The following is a 21,242-nucleotide window of genomic DNA, read 5'->3' on the forward strand; positions in this document are numbered from 1 at the left end:
ATGACTTACTCTCCATCCACGTTCCTAAAAATCCTGACATTTTCTTATCATCATGCCAGCAAAAATGTTCATCAGCACCATAATTAGATAAACCTTTTGCCCTATGATGCTTGCACTCTTTGCACTTGGGCACTTTTTTTCTCATGTCTTCACCCTATTCATTTTGTTGTATCAGCTATCTTTTTCAAGCACCGCTTACACCTCATTTGCAATGCTAACTCGTTACCTTCAGGCAGGTCTGTTTTAAAATAACTGGTATCTTGATGAAATTTCCCGCACAAACTAGAGTTGTTTAGAAACGCATGATAATTAGCTCTTGGATGTATCCAATCATGATTTGTTAAATTACTCTGCTTGACGGGTAGCTGCCAAACTTCCATTGCGAACCCCCTATGTTCAAAGTATTCACTGAGATGTATCGCAGCAACTATTCAATAATCCCATTTCTCTCAGCCCATTCGCCTCGTATATGCGCTTGCTTAAACACAAACTCAAAGGCTTCTTCAAGCGGCTGCCCATTCTCATGCATTATAGTCGCCATTTCATAAACTTTTTCTTTGAACTCTTGCAAAGTTTGTTCGGACATTTTTGCCATTGTCTCACTCCTTACGCAAAAACCGATTTACGGCAGTAGCGGCATTTTCCACAAGTTACGGCGTTGGCTTCCTGGTCGGTTATGCTTTCCGGGTCGATTGTTCCAGCCAGGCCGCAGCCAGTCGAATTTTTGCTGCCTGGTTCGTAAAGGTGAATTTTCGGATTTCCTGTATAGCGAACTGTTTGTACAGTCTTTGGCAGACTTGCCGCCACTTTCTTTTCTGCCGCTGCGGAGTTTACAGCGATTAAAGGTGTAGCTGCTACCTGTCCTTCTTCGTCTATACCGCCGAGCCATTCGATATAGGCCTGGGCCTTCCGCGCTTTTTCCGGGTTTGCAGCCATGTAAAGGGGTATCATTTCTTCGAGTAGTTCGCGCTGGCCGAAGTCCAGGCCGTTCGCTTTTGCTAAAGCATCCAGTAGCGCCCGTGTCTCCTGCTCTACCTTCGTGCTATAAACTACCAAGGTCTTACCTTCTGCGATTCGTTTACCTCTTGCCATTTTGCATTCCCGCCTTCATTTATGGTTTATGTACCTATCACCATTATACTAGTAAAGATAACTTTATGTAAAGACTTTTGATCAGGTTATTATGGTTCACTGTATGATATATAAACTTAGCGTTTCGAGAGGGGGGTATCTATATTAAAATAACAAAGGCCGAGTAAGTGTACTGAAAAAGTACCCCCCCGGCAAATTACAGCGGCCTTATATTAAAATAGCAAAAGAAAAGAGAACAGAGTAAGTATTACTATACTTAATAGATACTATTAATAACTATATATATAATATATTTATATTTTATTATTTATATATATATTATATATAGTACTTATACCTTTTCTACGCTGGAGTCTTTACAGCCAGGACTGTAGCTTTTCAAAGTCCTTACCAGTCGCGGTTACGTACAAGCGTTGCCCATCGTGAAAAGTAAATACTGCTGTACTAGCGTCCTTTTTACGACCCCCGATTGCCGCCCCAGCTAATAGACCTAAACCCCCTGTAAGCGCACCACCAATGATTGCCCCAGCTGCGGCTTTTCCAGCGCTGCGGGTTGCTGCTGCCTGCCAATCTAACCCAGCTATAGGCAACGTCGTAGATGTAAAAAGCCCCGTTTTAAATTTAAGATATCCGGGATTTCTGCCCTTATCTATGTATACGTCTATCCCCTTAACATGCTTACAGCCCGTTACTATTTTTAATCTAAGCGACATAGTTACAACCCCTTCCTATTATTTCCTATATCATACAACGGCTGTTCCCTACAGACAACATAAAACGACAAAAGACCTAGAGTTTATTTAGAATTGTTTCAATCGAAGATATCAAGTAAAGACGTCTTTGTTTCTTTACTACTCATTTTGTGAATACGTAGTTCATGATTATTTACAGAGTAGTGAGTTAGTTCTTGGGCACATATAAAAGTTAGGGGTTCAATGCTCATTTAAATGTTCACATAACAGACACATCAATGTAATCCCAAAATTAGAATTAATGCCTGTTTATGTCGAATGTAAAAAAGACTAAAAAGCCCACGCTGTAAGGATTCCCAGCGTGGGCTTTACAATCATCTCAGTATATTGTCCTCATTTGTCGTTTAATGTCGGTATATTAGTATAGCCTTATGCGGAATTAGCAGTTAATATAAGGACATGTTTCTCTACGCGGGCGTAGAGTCGTGGCCGTAGTAAACCGATAAACGGTTTACTTTACTACCTTCTCACCGAACAACAAATAGCCATTTTCATACAAAGCACGGGGATCGCAGTCTAATACATTTGCTACGATGAACAAATTCTTTAAAGACATAGCACGTTCATCAGTAGCCCAAAAGGATATCTGCCGAAAATCAAAACCCGTTTCTTCGGATAACTTCTGCTGAGTCCATCCCTTTTCGGCTAGTCGTTTATTGAGAAGGCAGCGCCCGACTTTACCAGTCATGACGGCCCTCCGTAATACTTATTTTTTAACTTATCTATCATAAGGTATTTTTGCTTTACAGGAAAGGAGTGGAAGATAGAAACGGCTTTGTGTTGCTCATTACATTACATCAGGGGTTCGAATATAACTTACAACATAAGAGAGGTACGCCGCATGCATATAACGGAGAATGAGAATTTAAGCTCGTTGATATGTTCCACTAAAAACCGACTAGAGATATTGCTAGGACAGCAAGAAAAAGCTATGGTAGAAGTAGCCGCAGCAAAATTAACCGCCGAAAAAGCACAAGAAGCACTACTTCATAATTTACAAGAATCGGCGATTGATAAAATATGTGCTTTGGAAGCAGCCATAGAAGCAGAGCTGTTTTCTGCTTAAAGTTTACCCGGACAGTATTAGCTGTCCGGGTAATTTATTTTTAAAAGCAAAAAGCCCCCAGCCGTTAGGCTAGGGGAAAAATCGAAGGGTAAATTTCCTGGCTTTGGATCTGCTCCTGCTGCCAGGTGCGAGTTATTATTATTGCTTCGGTTGTCCGCTTGCTACACGTAGCTCATTAGCCAATCGGTGAATTTCGTCACGGCTTTCTTTATCTTGAGCAAGTGCATAGGCGGCACTCAAGAATGGAATAATCTTGTTTGCATCTGCTGATTTCATCTTTGGTTTTTCCTCCTTTGGTGGTGTTAGGGGCGTTGCCCCTTTGTAATAGTCTTGTAGGTATTTAGTAGGCTCAACAACCCCGGCTTCTGTTGAAGTCCAGCCAAATGAAGGGCTGGAAATCTTGCGAATCTCATAGTGCAAATGGTTACCTGTGCTTGCTCCTGTAGTACCTTGTCTGCCTATCATTTCGCCACGTTTTACTGTTTGTCCTACCTTTACGTTAGCAGAGCTAAGGTGAGCGTATAGGTGCAGATAACCCTTCGCATCTTTCACAGCTACCACTATACCCATCTCTGCTGGGATGCCGCTGTACGCAACGCCCTGCTTTGCATGTGTGACAATACCCCCTACAAACGCGTAAAGTGGGCCGTTACCAGGTACAACTACTAAATCAATACCACGGTGAAACTTAGGTTTACGAGTTATCGGGTGTACTCGCATACCGAACGGGCTGGTAAGACGATATGCTGAATCATAAATCCATTTACTCATCGCTTTCCACCTGCCTGCTTTACGATCTGATGTCCAAAAACAGCGACGGCCCCCGCAAGGATACCTTGTATGACTGCCTCAGCTCCCCAGCCGATTAGCCAAACCGCAAGTAGTAACGCCACAGCTGTAACGATGTATACAATGCTCCAATTTGGTACTTTTGGCGTTTGCTTAAGGATAAAACCAACCACCCAGCAAACAGCGACTACAATAATTAATTTAGGGTCAATCAGTTGATAAATAGCGTTCCATTCCAAGTGAATCACTCCTCGTTTTTAGTTGTCGTCTTTACTTCCATCTAACCGATTAATCCGTTTATGGGCTTGTTTAACTGACTCCTCCAAACGAATAACCTGGCCGGACAATGCTTCGAAAGCCTTTCCTTGCATACGTTGTTCGAGGCGCACTTCATCAACACCACGTTTAATATAATCAACGTCAGTTTTTAAAACAGCCCCTTTACTTGCATCCTCCTGCGTGTCTTGTTTCACAGTCCTTGACCTTCCGATCCATCCTAGTAAATTACTACTAATTCCTGATATTGCCCCTATGATTGCCGCCATAAATACAAAGTCTTTATCCACCTTCTAGCCCCTTTCTGCATAAAAATAAGCCCCGCTAATGCAGAGCTAATTAATAACTAATTAATTTAAAGGGAAGCCCCCATAAGGCATGAAACTCCCTAGTATAAAATCACCAGTTACATTGTGCCCCGCTTGAGTTATAACGTTTAACGCACTGTCTACATGTGATATGGGCGCTCCTGATGTGACATGAGTAGACAACACAGTAAAGGAGTTAGTTGCGTTTTTTATACCCCATACTAGCGCCCTATTTCGAGTAAAATTGTTCCTGCTCTGCAACGTTACGTAAAGTGAAAAGTATCTTCCGTTTTCATAGGCGTTTAATGCATTTCTTATAGAAGTAGGTAACGGATGTGACGAGGTGTCGTTTGAATAAATTTCTGCTCTTGTTGGTATTTCAAGTGTTCCGACCTTACCAAATACGTTGTTATTTTTTGGGATGTACGAAGCATCCCAATCGTTTGATGTAATCGTCACAAAATCATTGGCGCCGTCCCTGTAACCGTCAGAGGTGCGTAGTCGCAAAGTTGTACCACTTACTGCACTTGATAGAGCTGGCGTGTCTCCAGCGCGATCTACCATAGTACCATTTGTTTTTACTCCCCCAATGTACGCCGACGTACCCGCTAGTAAATTAGAGGCAGTAGCTGTTGCATCTTTGGAAATGTTTCTAATTTTTGTCGCCAATAGCGCATGAGTATCCGCACCCGTTGCCGCTTGTCCCATGCCAGCAATAGCACCAGCTATTACGGTTTTACCATTACTGGCAGATGTAAAAACCTCGTTTATTGCTCCTACGAGATTTGTCTTATTCGACGTTGCTAGATTGGATAAAAACCCCGTTGCGTCACTTGATATAGTTTCTTCCCATTTTGTCCATGGCGCGCCGTTTGTTTTAGATCGAAGGAAGTAGGTATAAGTGTCTGTATACATCGCCCGTTGCCATATCCAATTATCTTTGTTATTGTGTGTGCCGCCATTACTAACGATTACATCAACGACACCATAGCCAACTAGCGGGCCATTTATGGCATTATTGGCGAATTGATAAGTGCCCTGTGTGAGTGCTGCATTAAAATCGGTTATACCTCCACCTGTTCTTAACTGAAAATGACTAGCGTGCATGCCATCTAGCAAATCGGCGTTGAGGTTAGGAACATTTGCAGTAGAGTTTACTACAAATGGAGGTACACTCCCTGTAGCTGTCGAAGCAAATCGGCGTGCTGTAGCGTCCCCGTTACCATCCCTTGCTAATATTGTGTCAGGAGTTGCCGCCCATGCTGCATGCATACCGTCCAATGCGTCGGCGTGAAGGTTCTCCACCCAAGCGTTAGAAAGTACGGTGAACGGCGGGTCAGGATGTTTTGCATGGCATGTCATGCCTTTCGCATCAATCCACCCCGTCGAATCCCGTACTACTATTGTGCTATTGGAGTTTACTGGATTGGCTGAATAGCCATCCAAATAATGAGCGTTTAGCCTATCTACTCTAGTTGTAGATAATACATAAAGCGGTGCTGTGCCTTGTGGAGCCGATGCCGAAAATCCGACAGCGCCCAGCCAGCCAGTGGCTGATCTTGCAGCAATTGTACTTCCTTCTGTGTTATTTGTGGGTATCATGCCATGCAATCTATCAGCATCAAGACCGCTACCTATACCGTCATTTCCCTCGTTCCAAATCTTTAACCACGGACTATATGAACCAGTCCCGCCGATTTGAGTCGGATTGCCGTAACGATACGTAATATTGCCGCTATTATAAGGAAAAGATACCTGGGCGATTGTGTCCATTTCAAGGTTTCTTAAAACTAGCAAATTTCCAAAACTGTTATTGGGAGCCCCATTTGTATGTGATTCCAACAATCTATGAGATCCAGCCGTTACAGCATTATTTAAATCGGGAGGCGCAATGCCTACTTGCATAAATGAGTAACCATGTTTCCCATCCAACATATCAACGTTTAGGTTGGTTACAACCGTGTCTGACAACACCGAAAACGGCGCCGTACCCCTATTTATGGTCGAAACATATCGACGTGCTGTAAGATCGCCGTTACCATCTCTTGCCGCTATTGTGTCACCAGTTGCCGCCCATGCCACATGTAAATTGTCCACCAAATCGGCGTTTAGACTTTCAACTTTCGTAGTGGATTGCACCCAAAGGGGTGCTTTACCCTGCTCTATATGCGAAGCAAATCCCATGCCCGCCAGCCATCCGTCAGCAGACCTTTGAGCTAAACTACCAGGCGTAGCCAATGCTGTTGAGCCGTGTATATTACTCGTAGTGTTCATATGGGACTTTGTTGCTTCGAGAGTCGTGGCCGGAAGGGTGTACCAATTCGGTTTACCAGTAATATTTTTGATCATATTACCAATTTGTCCTAGCAGAGTAGTCATAGCAGCCGCCGCCCCTGCTGTTTGCGCTGTCGTATCGGTTATAGTACGGTTTCCAAGCTTCGTATCGGTTGTACCAGAGTCTTTAAGCTGTATATCACCATTAACACCCGAAAACTCGATGCCAATATTGTCGGGTACTCCGTTTACCTGGCTAAAAACTAAAGCTGTAGTATTAAGAGTGATTGTTCCTGCCGTCGTTAGCTGCCAGGTGGAAAGCTTGTTTACTGTGCCATCGAGTACCCGCGTTGTCATGCCCGGAGTCACCTTCGCAGCTATGTCGGAGTCAGCAGCCCGTAACCAAACCCCCGCAGCAACGGCATAGATACCATTTTGTGCGGCGGTGGTCTGATTTTTCACTAGTACCCTGTCACCTACAGCCAGCACAATACCGTCTACGGTCTGCGTAGCTGATAGAGTGATATTCGCAGTAGTTGCTACTCTTACCGCGTCTTTAGCGTCGCGGTTATACAAAAATCCCCTATTTACTATATCCCCATCTACTGCTGGATCGGCTACCTGTGCACGCCCGGCAGCGTCACGCTTCATTATTGCTGATACAGTTGCTGCATGCGTCGCAGCTGTTAGCTGGGCACTTGCCGATTCTAAGGTAATCGCTGGGGGTGTATACCAGTTAGTTTTACCAGTAATACTTTTGATCATATTGCCCATTTGCCCTAGTAAAGTAGATATTGGAGCTGCTGCACCCACTGTCTGTGCTGTAGTATCAATTATGGTTCGGGCACCAATAACCGTATCAGTAGCTGCACCATTAGCCAAACCTATAGCTGCGATCTTAGGGCCATTTCCAGCAGTTCCATCATGGGTATGCCCCGTGGTGCTATGAAATTTATTGTCTAACTTTACCCAGTTATCATTTAGCATGGTTTGAAGATTAAAGTTATTGGCTCCGTCAGTTGCTGGGTCGGCATAATAAAGCGCCAAATTCGTAGTATTTGCCATTTAATCGCCCCTTTCGTTAAACAAACGGCGCGAAGTTGTTTAACCGCGTCGCGTTCAATGTATTTATAGACATTACTTCGTGCACTTCATTAATTTTAAGATAGCGATAAGTAAACTGTTTACCTAGGTGCGCGTGGATAATATTCTCTACTGCCTCGTCTACATCGGCGATTTTCGACGGTATGCCCAAGTCGCCATTAAATTTAATATTTACTGTACTGGTTGTAAGGTCGATACTTACATCCACTTGGCCGTTAACGAAAGATTCGCAAACGGTTTTAACTAACGCAGCTGAAAAGTTACCAGGACTTCGCCATCGTGAGAGTACCCGTCCTCGCCTGTTATCCAAGCTATCATTAAGGTCTACTGGGATATGCAAGGACTCTTCGTAATAACGCAACCCCCAAGTCGCAGTTTTAATTCGAAACTGCTCTTTTAGGTCAGCATTTTTTTCGTCTAGGCTATCGTATTCGTCCCCTTGTACGGCTTGTATTTTCGTATAGACGGCACTAGTTTCATAGTAATCAGGTGCTTGGCCTAACATTCGGTCTAAGCGCTGATTCATACCCCCGTCACCGTTCCAACCGTTGGCGCTTGTGTCGCACTAACGGAAATATCTACCTTAGCACCATTAATGGTTAATGACGTAAAGTTACTTACGCCAGGAGTAAAAGTCAGTAATCCAAAAATTTTGTTGTAATTAACTGCTAGCGGTGCTTTTGTTAACGGGTCAGTTTCGAACACCAAGCTATTAAGGTGACTTTCCAAACTAGCTAGAAAGGCTGCCCTTACTTCGTTTTGTATGGCCCCTGGTGCATATTGAATACCCGTTACAATAACGTTAATAGCAAGGTTATCTGCTGCAACCACAGTACAAGAATTACCCATGGGGGCTTTACCTTCACCTAAGCCCGCAGCCGCAGGGTCTATGTAAGCCTGGCCGTCGGCAACTACTTGGGCAGTAGCAGGCTTGAAGTCGTTCCCCACTAGTAAAACCTTGGAAGTATTCACACCATTCCAGCGCGGAACACATTTCGCTTTCCCGACGCCTGCGACTTCCTTCGCCCAGCGAACAAGGTCGTTTTTATTTCCACCTGTGTCCGGGTGCGTTACCTTAAAGTCGTACCGTTTCCAGGCGTCTTCGTCGGTTTCTATATCCCGGGCTAGAACCGTATTACCCAGGTCAACTATAGTTCGCACACCAGGAATGGGCGGCTGCAATACAAATTGGCTGCCTGTTGTTAAGTTTCCGATAGTTCCTAGAGTATTACAGATGATGTTTAATGTTATCGAGCCGTTTGTGGCCCATGTCACTGCCGAGTCTGTCGTAAATTGTAAGGGCTGGCCTTGGTCGTCAAGAACAACCGCGAAAAACATTTGCCCAGCCTTAATTGCTACGCCCGCATCGGCTGTAATTGATAGTGCCCGCTTATTTGCCGTAGCACCCAAGCGTTCCAAGCCCACATCATATAAGCAATCGTTAAGGTCTATTCCTTCTGCATGCCGTGCAAAGCGACTGGCTAGTATCGTATCCTGATTTATTTGTATTTGCTTTATCTCTGTAGGGCCAGGAGCTACTGCATCATACATAAAGTCGCCCGGTTCAGCCCGCCAGCCGTCCGCTTCTACCTTTGCTATCATGCGGTCGCGTATGGCCGTTTCACTTTCTTCAAAAACTGGTTGAAAATTATTTCTTGACATGAAATACTTCCCCCCTTCCGCTAAGTTCTAAATGTTACAATGTCTGTACCGTAAATATGGTCAATAGTGGCCGTTATTTCGGCTTCATCCAAGCTCCTGTGTGTTATCGTTATCTCGCTTACATTCCGTATCCATGGGTCGTATATTACGGCTTCCTTTATAGCCCTTTCCAGTTCAGAATGCTTTGCAGCTAGCGGAAGATCTGACTTTCGTATCTCTCTCAAGTCGCTGCCGTAAGTATGACCCTTGATTCCTACTACCTCCGGGTCCGCCGCATAAACTAAAAAAAGCCCGCGAATTGTATGCTGGGCTTTTAAAATAATTTGTTCAACGGCTAGCGCACCCGTAGCCATTTTTACCCTCCCTGTTAGATCGGTGGCAAACTCACCCTGTTCCCAATCAAAGATAGGTGTTTTACGGTTATCCTTAACTACCAATACTTCTCGCCCCCTTAATATTTGTTCAGAACGGCGTAAGCTATTTTGCTGCCATCCCAAGTAGGCGCTATTGCTACACGGTCGCCACTACTAAGTACAAGATCGGGGGCCTTGGTTACGTTGTAGGTCACAGCCATTCTGTCGGGCTTGCAGCTGTCAGCACTTTGCATAGTCGCCATAACCAGGCCGCTAGTCAGCTTTGCTAGAATAGCCCAGCGGTTACTGCCTCCAGTACCACCCACCAGGGGGAAGGCTACTAACTGGTCACCTTCTCGTAGTGGATAGAAATCTACTGGAACTTCAAAAATATCCAACCCTAGGGCCAGCTTCGTCCCTTGCATAACGAAGGTTATGGGGTAGGGGTCAGATGTCTTTACTTCTACGGTGTAAAGCCCCATTGCTTGGCTGCCAGCTGGACTTCGTAGCCTCACTAATGTTTCTAACAGTGCTAGCGTCTTGTCTGTTTTACCTCCCGCCATTTAAGTCATCCCCGATTCTTTATCTAATCGCTGTAACTTCATTGATACTTGTTCCATTTCTACCTGGTACTTTGGCGTTTCGCTCACACCTTTACCAGTTTTTACAGCGGTTGGCGTTGTTTCCTTCTTAATTTGCTTACCGTCCGGGGTGTATTCCGTTGCGTCTTTTTCGGCGCTATCAAACGGAGCAACTGGTAAATCCGGCGCTGCTTCTACGTCGAAAACTAGCGTAATACGTTTACTACTTACAAAAGTATGCTCCACCCGACGAATGAAATATGGCCCCAGTGCCAGGGTAACTCCGTCTTCAACGTAGATTACGTCACCTACGTGAAAGATAGGCATTACCATGTTGTCGTTTACACCTTCAATACCGATAGATGACTTAATTTTTAAGCCTTCTTTCAGCATTTCCATAGCGTCTTTCTCCATTGTGGCAGCGTGATCCTTATCAACCTCTTCAAATCGTGTTCTTGCACCAAAATCGGCCACAGCTTGTTTATCGAAACGTACAACTGTCTTGCCCGTTTCTCTGTTAATCAACTTAACAACGTTGTAATGTTCTTCTAGACTTTCCTCATAACGCGCATTGGTCATATTAACACCACGCTGAAAGGCCCACATATAAGGGGGGATTTTCCGTTCGAAAATTGTAGCCCCGAAGTGTTCTTCGGAAGCGTCAAATCTAAGCCAATATTTTTTACTGTTACCTTGGGCGGTCTTTACAAGACCATCAATTATAACTTGGTCACCAGCCGCTGCTTTATAAAAAGATGCTGGAAGAGTGATCCCCGTCGGAGCCAACTTCCCTCGTACTACGCCGACATTTTTAAGCACTTCTTCTGCCCGCTGACTAGCTGTAAACCCCCCATTAAAATAGTAGTCGTCAGGGTTCTTAGCCAAAAAATACAGGGGGTCATATGCCTTGTATGCCAGCATTCCCTGCGCTTCTCGCCCCCTAATTTCAAGAAATCCAAAAAAAACCCGCTCGTCACCAATGAATAATTCAACTTGCTGACCTAAGTAGTTTACTAGGCCATCTGCCTTTTGAAGTTGAAAGTCCAAAGTACTACAAACGCCGCTTATGTCCTCAGATATTCTTGGGGGCGCCGATAGTAGGGGCGCGACATCTTGCTTATTAATTAAAAGTCGAATGCTCATACCTTAAATACCTGTCCCGGAAATATTCGGTTAGGATTCGTACCTATAACAGCCTTATTGTCGTTATAAATTGACTTCCAAGGTTTCGGTACTTTTTTCCCGATAAGTGCCAGCGTATCGCCTCTGACGACAGTATACGTAGCTGCTTTTGCGGCAGCCGGAAGTGCGGGCCTGTCGTCTGCTGTAACACCTGTCGTAATTGTTGTACCATCGGCCTTTACTTTCTTTGGGGTTAACTTTATGAATTCCTTAAAGATTACCCCGTAGTAAATATCACCTTCTGCGCCGCGTAGTTTTGGCTTAAAAGATTGCAAGTACATTCTTTTATTTATACCAAAAGCCGCTATGATCACCTGTAAACTTGTACCATTATCCTTCCACATGGAAAACTGATTCCGATATTCCAGCGGCTTTTTAAGTAGGGAAGGGCCTACCGAACAGTAGCTGACATCGTGCCGGGCTGGAAAAAAGCTTTCCCAGCCTATAACATCTAGTTCTACGCCTCCGGGTATATCTACCGATCCAAAGTCTAAAATATCTACGGTTATTGGTTTTTGGTCACCGTCGTCGTAAGCTATTTCACCATTAGTAGGAAGCACGGGGATAGTTAAACTTTTCCCCGTTTCGTTGTCCTTAATAGTTATCGCTACCTTGATACCAGGGATAGTCATACCAGCGCCCCCTTATTTGCCGAGGTAAGGATAGCAGTTGCTTCCTTCGCCTTTGTATACAATTGGTCGATAACTTGGTCTACCAGGTCGCTTGCGTTATCGCCCGGTTGCGCGTAAATATCTATTTTCCCAACCAGGCTAGCTATATTGATGTCGCCTCCTGCTTTCGCAGGCGGTGCTGTTACGGCGCTTACTTGTGCCGGGGAAATGGTGCTACCTGCGGCGCTAAATGACTCCACAGGGGCTAATTCCGGCGCCGTGGACACGCTTGGTTTTTGCATCCCCATTGCGGTTTCCGAAAACGCTCCAATCACAGCCTCTTTAAGGTTCCGAACCAGTATACTTACTCCGTCACTAAAAGCGCTCATTATTGTGTCCCGCAGAACATTTGCCTGCTTATTCACATCGATATTAAAACCTTCTGTTTGGTTCATTTTCGGTGTGACTGCCATAGAAGTAGCCTTCATATCTAGCTTAGTACTTTCAAGTCTAGGCGTGACTATGGGAGTAGCCTTCATATCCAGCTCAGTACTTTCAAGCCTAGGCGGGACTATGGAAGGCGTATCAATACCAGTAAAGGCATTGCTTACAGCATCTTGTAAAGCGCCTTGTTTCTTTCTTACGCCAGTTGCTAGTGTCGTCATTACTGCGCCACCACTGTACGTCAATGTGGAAAGTGGGCCGCGCTTGGCATCTGAGAATGGGAGGAAGTCGCGTACTTTTCCTAAAACACCCTTTATCGCTTCCCCAGGGGCCTTAGCAACGGATTTAATACCGTCTACCAAAGTCGTAATGATAGCTTTACCTGAATCGTAGAACATCTTACCTATACCACCCAGGAAATCTTTAATACCGTCCCATACATCTTCGAATATCCCCTTAAATGCATTCCACGCCATTTCCCAATCGCCAGTAAGGATACCTAATGCAGTCTCAATAATCCCGCTAATAATACCCCAGGCAATTTTTATTATGCTGCTTATAGTAGTCCAAACGAATTTCACTACTGCCATTATCACCTTAAAAGCACCTGTAATTATGCTTCCAATTACTTCTAATGCCGCCATAATGTACGGCCCTAGCGCCGCCCATAGGAACATGATTACACCAAAGGCGAACTTTATTATTTTAAGAATTGCAGGCCATATTACAGAGAACCAATTAAGTACTTTAGTAAATGCTTTAACAATCGACGTAACGATTGTTACTACTACGGGGATAACCGCAGCGGCAACATTCATAAAAACTTTGGCGATTATCAAAATAGCAGGCCATAGGATTTTAGTCACTGCCCACGCAATAATTCCTACTAGTACCATCACCGTAGGTGCGATTGCCCTAAAGAAATTAAAAATACCCTTCACCAGTGGCACGACGACAGCCCATATTTTCTTAAATGCGTCTACAAAAACCTTGATTAGAACCATTAGACCAGGTAATATGTTCGTTTTAATTTGTTCCCAGGCGCCTACTATAGCATTCTGTATAGTAGGCCAATATTTATTAGCTGTATCCATTATCCACTTAAACCCGTTTACCAGTCCGTTAATTACGACCATGGCAACCGCTTGTATTGCAGGCCAGTATTTTACGGCTTGTGCTTGCAGCCAGCCAAATGCCTGCCCTGCCATCGTAGCCAATCTATTAAAAGCAGTAACAGCTGCCTGTATCCAAGCCTGCGTCTTATCCGAATTGTACCAAGATACTAAAGCTTTAAACCATGACGCCAGCTTTTCCTTTGTCCCATCAATCCCACCATTTAAGCGGATAAACAATGCAGGAAGAGCACCAAGCAGCATGTACCAATTTTCCTTAATACCATTAATAATCTTATTTAGCACTTTTGATTTCTTTGCCGATTCTACCCAGCCCATAATTCGAGCTTTCGCACCGTCAATACCATTATTCATTTTAATAAAAAGGCCGATTAACAGCCCGATCCCCAAAATAAGCCAGCCAATCGGGTTTGTAAGCATTGCGGCCGAAAGCAGCCTCATAGCGAGAGTCGCGAGCAGTGTAAATGTCCTCATTGCGACCATTACGCCTACCACGGCGCCTATAGCAACTGCGACACCTTGTACAAAGGGTTTAATATCTTCCCAGTTACTTTTTATAAATTTAAAGACTGGGGCACTGATTTTCATTACAGCCCGGAAGGCTCCTTTGATAATCTTAATTGCAAAAGAAATTTCATTCCCCACAACAGCACCCAATTTATGTACCTTGCTTACGAAGCGATCTATTGCCCCACTATTTTGCAGTTCGTTTAATGTCTCCAAGAATTTCTCTAAGTTAGCCTTCGCCTTGTCAAAAAGGGGCTTTCCTAGGTTCCGTCCTAACGTGCCCATAAAGTCCTGTGTATTACTCAACATACCCTTGTAACTTTTACTAGCCATTGCCATGCCGCCCTTAAATCTCTTTTCCATCAGTGAAAACAGGGCTGTGTTAAATGCTGTTGCATCGGTTATCTGCCCTTTGTTATTAATCGGGTTGCTTCCGAGCAGCTTAGCCTGTTCTTGTATCATTTTCTTTGTGATACCAAATTCTTTTAACCGCTCAAGCTCCCCGGTTTGTGCGTCTGCTACAGCTTCGACTGCCTGCATTAAATCCTTACCCATGACAGATGCCATATCTCCGACTATTCCCAGCGTATTCTTTGCTTCAAGTCCGTAAGCAGACATACGAGTAGTTGCTTCAACCACTTGAGGTATCTCGAAGGGAGTTTGTGCGGCGAATTTATTGGCCCAGGCTAGGGTTTTCGTTGCTTCTTCTGTAGTGCCCAGGACGACGGTAAGCGTATTATGGTACGTTTCCATATCTGCGTTCGCACCTATTAGCCAACTGTAAGTGTTTTTAACTGCTGCAATACCCCCGAAGGCGACAGCTAGGCTCCCTAGTGTCCCTATCAATCCGTCAGCGCTAGTAGAAGCTCCTCGCATACTGTCCCGGAATCCGTTTGTATTGCGAGTTGCGTCCTTTATTCCCCGCGAAAAATCGTTATCCCTGTAGTTAAGGCGTATACCCATAGTAAATTCCCGCGACAATGTAATACCCCCCTCCTACCTTTTCTTCGCTGCTTTTTCTTCTTCTTTTATTTTTAATAGGGTAGCCTGGTAGACAAATTCTCTCTCGAATGGCGGCAGGGCTAATATTTCCGAAGGGAATTTCCCCTTATCGTTCCATATGTAGCCCAGTAGTTTCGCTTCGCCATTCGATTTTAGGAGTTTTTTACGGCTTCCTGCGTTTCTTTCGCTGCTTTCTGTCCAAATCCACTAGAATTCTGAACCTTGACGGCAAAGTTCATAATTTCGCCCGGTGATAGAAGGACACTTAATGCTTCGTCAGCCGTGGTTACAGGCGGCTTACCTTCTTTTGCGTTCGCTGCTGTCAACTTATCCAGCAGCGCCTTACTGGCAAATGTAAAGTTTGTTCGGGTGTCTTTGTCTACTGCGGCAATTACGACGCGGGACATCATTTTATCCTCGTCTACCTCAGGCTCCATACCGCCTGTGCCATTCGGCGTCATTTTTATGCAGTCTTTCTTAATTTGCTTGTATTCTGTGTTATTTAGAGCTGTAAAAGGTACTTCGCCTAGCTTATCTACTTCGTATTCACCCTGCTTTACAGCAGTAAGTTCTGTCGCGTCTTTACCTAGTACATCCTCAAGGGAGAAGTATTTTTTAGCGTTTGTCATTTTATTTACCGTCCTTTCGACTGGGGAAAAATTAAAAGGGGCTAGCCTGTATGGCCGCCCCTCTTATCTTTATAACTTTACTTCTAGATTGTTTGTACATAATTGAAATCGTCAAATGTAAAATCCAATGATACTTCTACATTACTGTCTACCGCGAAATGCATAAGCGGCACGGAGTCAAAGGATACCCCTCGAAGTAGTACTGCTTCCTGACCTCTACTTGTAGGGTCTGCCAGCACACCCCGAAAGACAAACTTGGCCGTAGGGTTATCGGCTATTTTCTTTTGTAAACGGCTGTCGATCTTAAGAAAAGTCATACTGCCGCTCCCAGTTCCACCCATTACCTTATGAGTACTAAGAAACTGGCCCGGTAGTTGGATTTCTTCTTTGGCGTATTCTAAATTAGCTTCGAATTCTTGTACGGTTTGGTTTTCCTGCCCATTTTCGTCGTACAGATGACCGTACTTACCGTTAATGATTTCGTTCCCGTCAATTCTAGACATTTATTTTTTCGCTCCTCTCTTAAAATTTCACGCCGAATTTTTGGTAGATTTTTTCCATAGAATCGGTCGGCCAGTACTCTGAATAGAAATAGGCTTCGTCGATTTTCGGATTATAGCTAGCCTTGTCGCCATGGTAGTCCGGGTCTTCCTTGTAGGAATAGGAAGGTTGGATAATTTCATCACGTACCAGGCCACGGAAGAATTCGTCTTCAATTACCGCAGCGTAAGCCTGGCGAGCTGCCTGGGTATTCGATCTTGTTTTCTTATATTCGTCGCCGAAAGACTCGGTAGCTCGGTTAACGTAGTCGATTGTTCTCGAAACCCGCATTTTTTTCATTTCTAACTTTTCATCCCCAGTAACGGAAGAAAGCGTATTAACGCCTTCGTCGATTTCAACTTTACCGCCCTTCATAATGAAAATTAGAGTACCCTTTTGCTTCGCTAGAATTCTGTTAGCCTTCGTAAGCGGAGTTTTTGAATTGACTTTAACGAAAGGCGTTACCTGGTCTGTTACGCTAGTATTAAGCGGCCTACTACAAGCGTAAGCAGCAACATAAATAGCCATCTCTGCGGAAGTGTAGCCGTCACAGCCGTTACCGACGTTAATCATTCCCCGGTAGTTAATGGCTACACTTTTTGTATTTGGCAGTGTTAGGTCGGTATCCCAAGTAGCTAAGCCGCCCCGGTAGCCTTCTAAGTAAAGGCCTTCACCTCTTACCCTCTTCACCCAGGTTTCAAAAACAGTTAGTACTGCTTCGTCTGTTACGCCGTCTAGTGCTACGGCATTTGCTGTACCGTCTGTTTCGACTTCCGTGAGAAAAGCCACATATTCAGATACAGTAGGCGCTGCGCCATTGTTACCCCCTGAAAAGGATACGCCAGCGGTATTGGATGGTAAGTTAGTTCCTGGCACTTTTACCCTTACTACCGGGCTCGCTGCGATTTTAGTCGCTAGGTCTGCGATACTATCAGATTCGTCACCCCATAAGAGTACACCCTCTTCTATGATCTCAACACGGGTAGTACCTGGGGCTACGCCTGCCTTTACGACGGCTGTAAAAGCGCGGTCTGATGGGTACAAGGTTTCCAGCGTCCATGTCGTACCCGTTGCTACAGCCAGGATAGCCGTACCTTTCGCAGCGGCTGCTACTGCCAGGCGATAGCCTAACAAGCTATTCGGTTTATAAGTCGCATCTGCATAAGCCAGGCTGTAGACTTTGGAAGACGAAAAGGGGCTTCCATCTGCGTTATATGTCTCGTTAAAATCTTTCGCCGAAGCGTAAGAAATTAGCTGGTTCACAGGCCCCCAATTCGCAGTAAAGGGAAATGCCGCTACGCCGATTTCGGCCGTAGGCCCTTGACTAGAAGTAGCCTTGACCAGTGAGTATACCCCGCTTAATTCCTGGCTTTGTCCTTCTGTATAATTTCCTGCCATTAGTCGTTGCTCCCCTTTTGTACCGTCTTCGTTTTGAATTTTTCCAACCGCTCTGCCGCTGCTTCTCTAGTAATTCCAGCAGTTAAACCATAAAGCGCCCCTGCCATTATTTCAGGGGTAGTTCCAAAGTGTGTAGCCCCTAATATAAGTTCTCCGGGCATAAAAATAGCAGGCGTTTCGGCCTGCTGTTCTTGCATTTCTTTTTTAGCCATGCTTTAACTCCTTTCTATTCGGGCAGTTTATAAACCCGTCTCGTTATTACGGTCTTAGCAGCTGGTGGTGCTACTGGCCTGCTACGGCTGTAAGTCGCTTCGTATTCAAGGCTAAAAGGAACGTCCAGTGCTTCGTTAGTCTCGAAGTGTACTGCAACTTCCTTTAGCCTGCCGATAATAGCGCCGCCTTCGCCGTAAACGTTCAGTAGGCCGTCCCGGTCTTCTAGGTCTAGCTGTAAGCGCGCCTGGTAGTCCAACAGTTTCGGCAGATCGGCAGCGAATATCTTCCCGTATTGCCGAACCTTATTTACGTAGACATAGCGCGATATATTTCTATCGCGACTACGCTGGGGAGCTTCCCAAAGAATTACCGGGCGCGCTACTTTTGGCGGGGCAGACGATAGCAGAATACTGTTAAGTCCTGCCGTGGCTTTTACCCATCGGGTTATCGCTTCAAGTTCGTACGTAAAGTAATTTCCCATGCCTGCCCCCTAACTAAATAGTTTTTGATACATCCTGCGAAATTCATAATCAAGGATATTAGGTATATCCTGTTCCAGTTCATCCATAGCCTTTTCAAACATATGCGCACCTGGTATTACTTTTCCTGTTAATACCATTCCGTCGTCATGGTTCGGTTTGTAATGGAAAGTATGCCCCTTCCAGTATCCCGGAACGAATTGCCCAGCTTTCTGTGTGAAGCCGTCGTTTATGTGTTGAGCGTAAGAAACTGCCGTACCAACAAAGACATAAGCGCGGCTACCAGTTTGCAACTTAAATACGTTACCCTGGCTGCCCATTGACATACTGCCTTTAAGGCGGCCAGTACGTACTGGCGTTAAGTCGTCCAGGTGTTCCAGTGCTCGAAGGCCCGCAGTACGAATAATACGGCTTTGGGTGTTCTCTATTTCACTGTTCTGAAGACTTACCAGCCAGCGCTGCCATTCCTTTAAACCGCTTTGTTCAATGACACGCCGTGCCATTACCCACCCAACCAGGTTATGCCATTGTCAGCTTGCTCCGCGTTCGCAGCATCAAACGCCTTTTTATATGGCAGTAGCATTTTATCGATGGATGCTAGCGGGTTATTCCCTTTTTCCCTGCTGTAGCTGGAAGCTGGCCCGGCTTCGGTTATAATCCCGGTAACATTGTCGGTCTGTGAGGTTTCACCTTCTGCCAATATTTCGAAGGCCGTAGAAACGATTACCTTTAGGTTTTCGTCTACGATAGGCGGTTCGCCGCCGATTACCCCGTAGCAGTAGGCGTTAGCGCGTCCCAGGTACTTCGTTACGTCGCCTACGGCCATGTTGTTAGGGTAATAGTTCGGCAGTTCCGCAGCTGATAGGAAAGCCATAAGTTAGCCCCCTTCTTACTTAATAAGCGCGGCTGCAAAGCCCTGGGCGATTACTGCTGCGATAATATCGGGCTTAACTGCATTGTAAGCAATATCCACGCCAGCTTCTTTTGCCGCTGCGTACAAGTCGTCACGCTTGTACTGCGCGTCTAAAGCCTGCACTTGCTTTTCTTCTTCGGTAGGTTCGTTACCGCCCTGGTTCTTGGCATTCGAGTCAGGTGTATTTACTTCTACTTCGATAGCCTGCGCTTTACCCTCGTTTATAAGGGCTAAAGCGCTCTTTTCGCTAACTTTGATTATTTCCCCAACGGGAACATCAACGCCTTCTTTAGATACTCCCATTCCTGTTACAAGTACTTTATGCATTTCATATACTCCCTTCGACTTATCAGATTTTAGGTTTAAGGGGCAGTCGAAACTGCCCAGGATTTCGGGTACTTATTGCGCCAATACTGTAGTTTGGAAAATAAGATTTGGGTTTGTAATTTTCGGGAACGACGATGCTACTACGTTAATAACCGAACGTGTAGGTAGTTTAAGGTCAATTGTTTCCGCGAAAATGCCTGGTCTCATTTCATTTTCAATAGTAGGCCCAATCAACTGTTCGCCGATTTCGCCGCCTTCACGAAGGAACACACCTTTTTTAGGATTAAGTAGTCGTGCGGTTGTGCGTGCACCAGTATTAGGGTCGCGGTATGTTACTTGTCCGTCCCATGCTTCTACGCCCGGCATATTTCGACCAGTTAGAAATGCGTTTAGCTCCGCGATAGTAATAAGCTTGTCCGATAATCCCGTAATTTGTTTACGTACTAGGGTATCGTTCAACATTCTGTTAATTACAGCTGTAGAAGTTAGATATTGGGCAGGGGTAACGCCGTTTAGATCCTTATACAACGCAACCCAAGCTTCATAATCGGCAAGGATGGTAGGGTTTAAATCATCCCAACGAATAGCTGCGGTCTTTTTGTTAGAAGAAGGTACACCGAAGTCAGTAGTTAGGATGACCCCATCTTTGTTGTAATTTAGCACCCCTTCTGTAAGCGCCTGCGCGCCCATCCATTCAATACGTGCGTCTACGTTCTGCTTAATTTGTACAGTCTTGCCGAGCAACTGCGTTTCCGCTAGAGTGCGTCGTGTAGGGTCGCTAGATTTATCCATTAGCGCGCCTAGTTCTTCTTTTGTTACTAAATAGCCCTGTGCGATATCCGCAATTTCCCCAGATACTTTACGCATTGGGTCGCGGTCAGTTAATGGAACGTCTCCTAACGCCGAAACGATATTTGCCATATCAGCCTGGCGTGTTACGTAAGACTCATGAAATTTAGTGTCAAATGTTTCAACTCGTGGAAGAAACCGCCCCATAATATTCTCCACTTTTACTGGTACGTTTTGAATAAACCGCGTAAATAGCGGATTTGAAAATTTATCGCTGTACTGTGCTAATCCTGCCATGTTTTTATTCCTCCTGTGGGTGTTTTTTGTGGACAACAAAAAGCGACTGGAATCCAGTCGCTTTTATCTACAGATAACGATATGGGTAAAAATTTTTAGACTGTAAGGTAACGGATTTGAGGCGTCGCAGCCTTAAAGCCTGTTGTTACACCAATTAGTTGGCCTTCGTATACAGCCGCGCGAATCAACGCTTGCCCGAAAATCGTATCGGGGTTCGTGCCGTCGTCCTTTACTACCAGCTTGATAGACTGGTCAAGAATCACCGGGTTATCGTGCGTCGCAGGGATATTGCCCGCAGCGTCTACAACGCCCGCCGTATTGTACGGTACGTATTTCTTCGTAGCTTTCTCCCTTACTAAACATTGGCCTTCAAGAATCAGCGCTCCTACAGCGAATTTTGTACCGTCTAGTGTACCGCCGATAGGCATAACCTGGTAATCCGCGCTTGCCTTAATTTCCTTACTTCCCAGTACGGCGTCTTTGCGAATCTGACCGTCATAAGTTCCTGGCATGTTTGATTC

27 protein-coding genes are annotated in these 21,242 nt (G+C 45.0%); 1 reads left to right on the plus strand and 26 read right to left on the minus strand.

What is annotated here, in order from left to right:
* Nucleotides 1–158 precede the first annotated feature (158 nt).
* From MFF31_RS18460 to MFF31_RS18480, 5 genes are all read right to left on the minus strand, one after another.
* The gene (locus MFF31_RS18460) at nucleotides 159–380 is read right to left on the minus strand and encodes a hypothetical protein (protein ID WP_238189870.1); all 222 of its coding nucleotides are present in this window, start codon (nucleotides 378–380) and stop codon (nucleotides 159–161) included.
* 47 nt (nucleotides 381–427) lie between these two features.
* Nucleotides 428–595, minus strand: a complete 168-nt coding sequence (locus MFF31_RS18465) for a hypothetical protein (RefSeq protein WP_238189871.1) — start codon at nucleotides 593–595, stop codon at nucleotides 428–430.
* Between the two features lie 11 nt (nucleotides 596–606).
* Nucleotides 607–1,092 carry a hypothetical protein gene (locus tag MFF31_RS18470; protein ID WP_238189872.1) on the minus strand — a complete coding sequence of 162 codons (486 nt, stop codon included), beginning with the start codon at nucleotides 1,090–1,092 and terminating at the stop codon, nucleotides 607–609.
* A 356-nt stretch (nucleotides 1,093–1,448) separates the two neighbouring features.
* Nucleotides 1,449–1,805 carry a hypothetical protein gene (locus MFF31_RS18475; RefSeq protein WP_238189873.1) on the minus strand — a complete coding sequence of 119 codons (357 nt, stop codon included), beginning with the start codon at nucleotides 1,803–1,805 and terminating at the stop codon, nucleotides 1,449–1,451.
* 490 nt (nucleotides 1,806–2,295) lie between these two features.
* The gene (locus MFF31_RS18480; RefSeq protein ID WP_238189874.1) at nucleotides 2,296–2,532 is read right to left on the minus strand and encodes a helix-turn-helix domain-containing protein; all 237 of its coding nucleotides are present in this window, start codon (nucleotides 2,530–2,532) and stop codon (nucleotides 2,296–2,298) included.
* A gap of 153 nt (nucleotides 2,533–2,685) precedes the next feature.
* On the opposite strand from MFF31_RS18480, the gene MFF31_RS18485 reads away from it, so the two are divergent.
* Nucleotides 2,686–2,910, plus strand: a complete 225-nt coding sequence (locus MFF31_RS18485) for a hypothetical protein (protein ID WP_238189875.1) — start codon at nucleotides 2,686–2,688, stop codon at nucleotides 2,908–2,910.
* Nucleotides 2,911–3,048: 138 nt separating this feature from the next.
* Here the strand turns inward: MFF31_RS18485 and MFF31_RS18490 are convergent, their stop codons facing one another.
* The 21 genes from MFF31_RS18490 to MFF31_RS18590 form a co-directional block, all read right to left on the minus strand.
* Nucleotides 3,049–3,681 (minus strand): M23 family metallopeptidase, encoded by a 633-nt coding sequence (locus tag MFF31_RS18490; protein WP_238189876.1) that lies wholly within the window; start codon nucleotides 3,679–3,681, stop codon nucleotides 3,049–3,051.
* Nucleotides 3,678–3,938 carry a phage holin family protein gene (locus tag MFF31_RS18495; protein WP_238189878.1) on the minus strand — a complete coding sequence of 87 codons (261 nt, stop codon included), beginning with the start codon at nucleotides 3,936–3,938 and terminating at the stop codon, nucleotides 3,678–3,680. Before MFF31_RS18495 ends, MFF31_RS18490 begins: the two co-directional genes overlap by 4 nt.
* An 18-nt stretch (nucleotides 3,939–3,956) precedes the next feature.
* Nucleotides 3,957–4,265, minus strand: a complete 309-nt coding sequence (locus MFF31_RS18500; protein ID WP_238189880.1) for a hypothetical protein — start codon at nucleotides 4,263–4,265, stop codon at nucleotides 3,957–3,959.
* Between the two features lie 60 nt (nucleotides 4,266–4,325).
* The gene (locus tag MFF31_RS18505; protein ID WP_238189882.1) at nucleotides 4,326–7,622 is read right to left on the minus strand and encodes a pyocin knob domain-containing protein; all 3,297 of its coding nucleotides are present in this window, start codon (nucleotides 7,620–7,622) and stop codon (nucleotides 4,326–4,328) included.
* Between the two features lie 16 nt (nucleotides 7,623–7,638).
* A complete protein-coding gene (locus MFF31_RS18510) occupies nucleotides 7,639–8,187 on the minus strand; it encodes a putative phage tail protein (RefSeq protein WP_238189884.1) in 549 nt (182 codons plus the stop codon).
* Nucleotides 8,184–9,323: a baseplate J/gp47 family protein gene (locus MFF31_RS18515; protein ID WP_238189886.1), complete on the minus strand. Its 1,140-nt coding sequence runs from the start codon at nucleotides 9,321–9,323 to the stop codon at nucleotides 8,184–8,186. Before MFF31_RS18515 ends, MFF31_RS18510 begins: the two co-directional genes overlap by 4 nt.
* Before the next feature lie 20 nt (nucleotides 9,324–9,343).
* The gene (locus MFF31_RS18520) at nucleotides 9,344–9,760 is read right to left on the minus strand and encodes a DUF2634 domain-containing protein (RefSeq protein WP_238189888.1); all 417 of its coding nucleotides are present in this window, start codon (nucleotides 9,758–9,760) and stop codon (nucleotides 9,344–9,346) included.
* 14 nt (nucleotides 9,761–9,774) lie between these two features.
* Complete coding sequence (locus MFF31_RS18525; RefSeq protein ID WP_238189889.1) at nucleotides 9,775–10,239, minus strand: hypothetical protein; 465 nt, start codon at nucleotides 10,237–10,239, stop codon at nucleotides 9,775–9,777.
* Complete coding sequence (locus MFF31_RS18530; RefSeq protein ID WP_483874651.1) at nucleotides 10,240–11,400, minus strand: XkdQ/YqbQ family protein; 1,161 nt, start codon at nucleotides 11,398–11,400, stop codon at nucleotides 10,240–10,242.
* On the minus strand, nucleotides 11,397–12,071 hold the full coding sequence (locus MFF31_RS18535) for a LysM peptidoglycan-binding domain-containing protein (RefSeq protein WP_238189892.1): 675 nt from the start codon (nucleotides 12,069–12,071) through the stop codon (nucleotides 11,397–11,399). The genes MFF31_RS18530 and MFF31_RS18535 overlap by 4 nt, the downstream gene beginning before the upstream one ends.
* Entirely contained in the window at nucleotides 12,068–15,115 is a 3,048-nt protein-coding gene (locus MFF31_RS18540) for a tape measure protein (RefSeq protein ID WP_238189894.1), read from the minus strand. Before MFF31_RS18540 ends, MFF31_RS18535 begins: the two co-directional genes overlap by 4 nt.
* 173 nt (nucleotides 15,116–15,288) lie before the next feature.
* A complete protein-coding gene (locus tag MFF31_RS18545) occupies nucleotides 15,289–15,765 on the minus strand; it encodes a phage tail assembly chaperone (RefSeq protein WP_238189895.1) in 477 nt (158 codons plus the stop codon).
* Between the two features lie 83 nt (nucleotides 15,766–15,848).
* The gene (locus MFF31_RS18550) at nucleotides 15,849–16,268 is read right to left on the minus strand and encodes a phage tail tube protein (RefSeq protein ID WP_238189897.1); all 420 of its coding nucleotides are present in this window, start codon (nucleotides 16,266–16,268) and stop codon (nucleotides 15,849–15,851) included.
* Between the two features lie 19 nt (nucleotides 16,269–16,287).
* The gene (locus tag MFF31_RS18555; protein ID WP_238189899.1) at nucleotides 16,288–17,349 is read right to left on the minus strand and encodes a phage tail sheath C-terminal domain-containing protein; all 1,062 of its coding nucleotides are present in this window, start codon (nucleotides 17,347–17,349) and stop codon (nucleotides 16,288–16,290) included.
* A gap of 353 nt (nucleotides 17,350–17,702) precedes the next feature.
* Nucleotides 17,703–17,915: a YqzN/YkzM domain-containing protein gene (locus tag MFF31_RS18560; RefSeq protein WP_238189900.1), complete on the minus strand. Its 213-nt coding sequence runs from the start codon at nucleotides 17,913–17,915 to the stop codon at nucleotides 17,703–17,705.
* Nucleotides 17,916–17,929: 14 nt separating this feature from the next.
* Entirely contained in the window at nucleotides 17,930–18,172 is a 243-nt protein-coding gene (locus tag MFF31_RS18565; RefSeq protein ID WP_238189901.1) for a hypothetical protein, read from the minus strand.
* Between the two features lie 234 nt (nucleotides 18,173–18,406).
* Entirely contained in the window at nucleotides 18,407–18,898 is a 492-nt protein-coding gene (locus MFF31_RS18570; protein WP_238189902.1) for an HK97 gp10 family phage protein, read from the minus strand.
* On the minus strand, nucleotides 18,898–19,269 hold the full coding sequence (locus tag MFF31_RS18575; protein WP_238189903.1) for a hypothetical protein: 372 nt from the start codon (nucleotides 19,267–19,269) through the stop codon (nucleotides 18,898–18,900). Before MFF31_RS18575 ends, MFF31_RS18570 begins: the two co-directional genes overlap by 1 nt.
* Before the next feature lie 15 nt (nucleotides 19,270–19,284).
* Entirely contained in the window at nucleotides 19,285–19,635 is a 351-nt protein-coding gene (locus tag MFF31_RS18580; protein WP_238189904.1) for a hypothetical protein, read from the minus strand.
* Between the two features lie 72 nt (nucleotides 19,636–19,707).
* Nucleotides 19,708–20,721 carry a major capsid protein gene (locus tag MFF31_RS18585; RefSeq protein WP_238189905.1) on the minus strand — a complete coding sequence of 338 codons (1,014 nt, stop codon included), beginning with the start codon at nucleotides 20,719–20,721 and terminating at the stop codon, nucleotides 19,708–19,710.
* A 95-nt stretch (nucleotides 20,722–20,816) separates the two neighbouring features.
* The gene (locus MFF31_RS18590; protein ID WP_238189906.1) at nucleotides 20,817–21,233 is read right to left on the minus strand and encodes a hypothetical protein; all 417 of its coding nucleotides are present in this window, start codon (nucleotides 21,231–21,233) and stop codon (nucleotides 20,817–20,819) included.
* Nucleotides 21,234–21,242 lie beyond the last annotated feature (9 nt).

The sequence above is a fragment of the Paenibacillus sp. L3-i20 genome, from assembly GCF_022180385.2.
Lineage (GTDB): Bacteria > Bacillota > Bacilli > Paenibacillales > Paenibacillaceae > Pristimantibacillus.

Excerpts from the sequence above, each read along its gene's own strand:
- MFF31_RS18460 (WP_238189870.1), bottom strand. The coding sequence starts at position 380 with ATGGAAGTTTGGCAGCTACCCGTCAAGCAGAGTAATTTAACAAATCAT.
- MFF31_RS18465 (WP_238189871.1), bottom strand. The coding sequence starts at position 595 with ATGGCAAAAATGTCCGAACAAACTTTGCAAGAGTTCAAAGAAAAAGTT.
- MFF31_RS18470 (WP_238189872.1), bottom strand. The coding sequence starts at position 1,092 with ATGGCAAGAGGTAAACGAATCGCAGAAGGTAAGACCTTGGTAGTTTAT.
- MFF31_RS18475 (WP_238189873.1), bottom strand. The coding sequence starts at position 1,805 with ATGTCGCTTAGATTAAAAATAGTAACGGGCTGTAAGCATGTTAAGGGG.
- MFF31_RS18480 (WP_238189874.1), bottom strand. The coding sequence starts at position 2,532 with ATGACTGGTAAAGTCGGGCGCTGCCTTCTCAATAAACGACTAGCCGAA.
- MFF31_RS18485 (WP_238189875.1), top strand. The coding sequence starts at position 2,686 with ATGCATATAACGGAGAATGAGAATTTAAGCTCGTTGATATGTTCCACT.
- MFF31_RS18490 (WP_238189876.1), bottom strand. The coding sequence starts at position 3,681 with ATGAGTAAATGGATTTATGATTCAGCATATCGTCTTACCAGCCCGTTC.
- MFF31_RS18505 (WP_238189882.1), bottom strand. The coding sequence starts at position 7,622 with ATGGCAAATACTACGAATTTGGCGCTTTATTATGCCGACCCAGCAACT.
- MFF31_RS18510 (WP_238189884.1), bottom strand. The coding sequence starts at position 8,187 with ATGAATCAGCGCTTAGACCGAATGTTAGGCCAAGCACCTGATTACTAT.
- MFF31_RS18515 (WP_238189886.1), bottom strand. The coding sequence starts at position 9,323 with ATGTCAAGAAATAATTTTCAACCAGTTTTTGAAGAAAGTGAAACGGCC.
- MFF31_RS18525 (WP_238189889.1), bottom strand. The coding sequence starts at position 10,239 with ATGGCGGGAGGTAAAACAGACAAGACGCTAGCACTGTTAGAAACATTA.
- MFF31_RS18530 (WP_483874651.1), bottom strand. The coding sequence starts at position 11,400 with ATGAGCATTCGACTTTTAATTAATAAGCAAGATGTCGCGCCCCTACTA.
- MFF31_RS18535 (WP_238189892.1), bottom strand. The coding sequence starts at position 12,071 with ATGACTATCCCTGGTATCAAGGTAGCGATAACTATTAAGGACAACGAA.
- MFF31_RS18545 (WP_238189895.1), bottom strand. The coding sequence starts at position 15,765 with ATGACAAACGCTAAAAAATACTTCTCCCTTGAGGATGTACTAGGTAAA.
- MFF31_RS18550 (WP_238189897.1), bottom strand. The coding sequence starts at position 16,268 with ATGTCTAGAATTGACGGGAACGAAATCATTAACGGTAAGTACGGTCAT.
- MFF31_RS18560 (WP_238189900.1), bottom strand. The coding sequence starts at position 17,915 with ATGGCTAAAAAAGAAATGCAAGAACAGCAGGCCGAAACGCCTGCTATT.
- MFF31_RS18570 (WP_238189902.1), bottom strand. The coding sequence starts at position 18,898 with ATGGCACGGCGTGTCATTGAACAAAGCGGTTTAAAGGAATGGCAGCGC.
- MFF31_RS18575 (WP_238189903.1), bottom strand. The coding sequence starts at position 19,269 with ATGGCTTTCCTATCAGCTGCGGAACTGCCGAACTATTACCCTAACAAC.
- MFF31_RS18580 (WP_238189904.1), bottom strand. The coding sequence starts at position 19,635 with ATGCATAAAGTACTTGTAACAGGAATGGGAGTATCTAAAGAAGGCGTT.
- MFF31_RS18585 (WP_238189905.1), bottom strand. The coding sequence starts at position 20,721 with ATGGCAGGATTAGCACAGTACAGCGATAAATTTTCAAATCCGCTATTT.
- MFF31_RS18590 (WP_238189906.1), bottom strand. The coding sequence starts at position 21,233 with ATGCCAGGAACTTATGACGGTCAGATTCGCAAAGACGCCGTACTGGGA.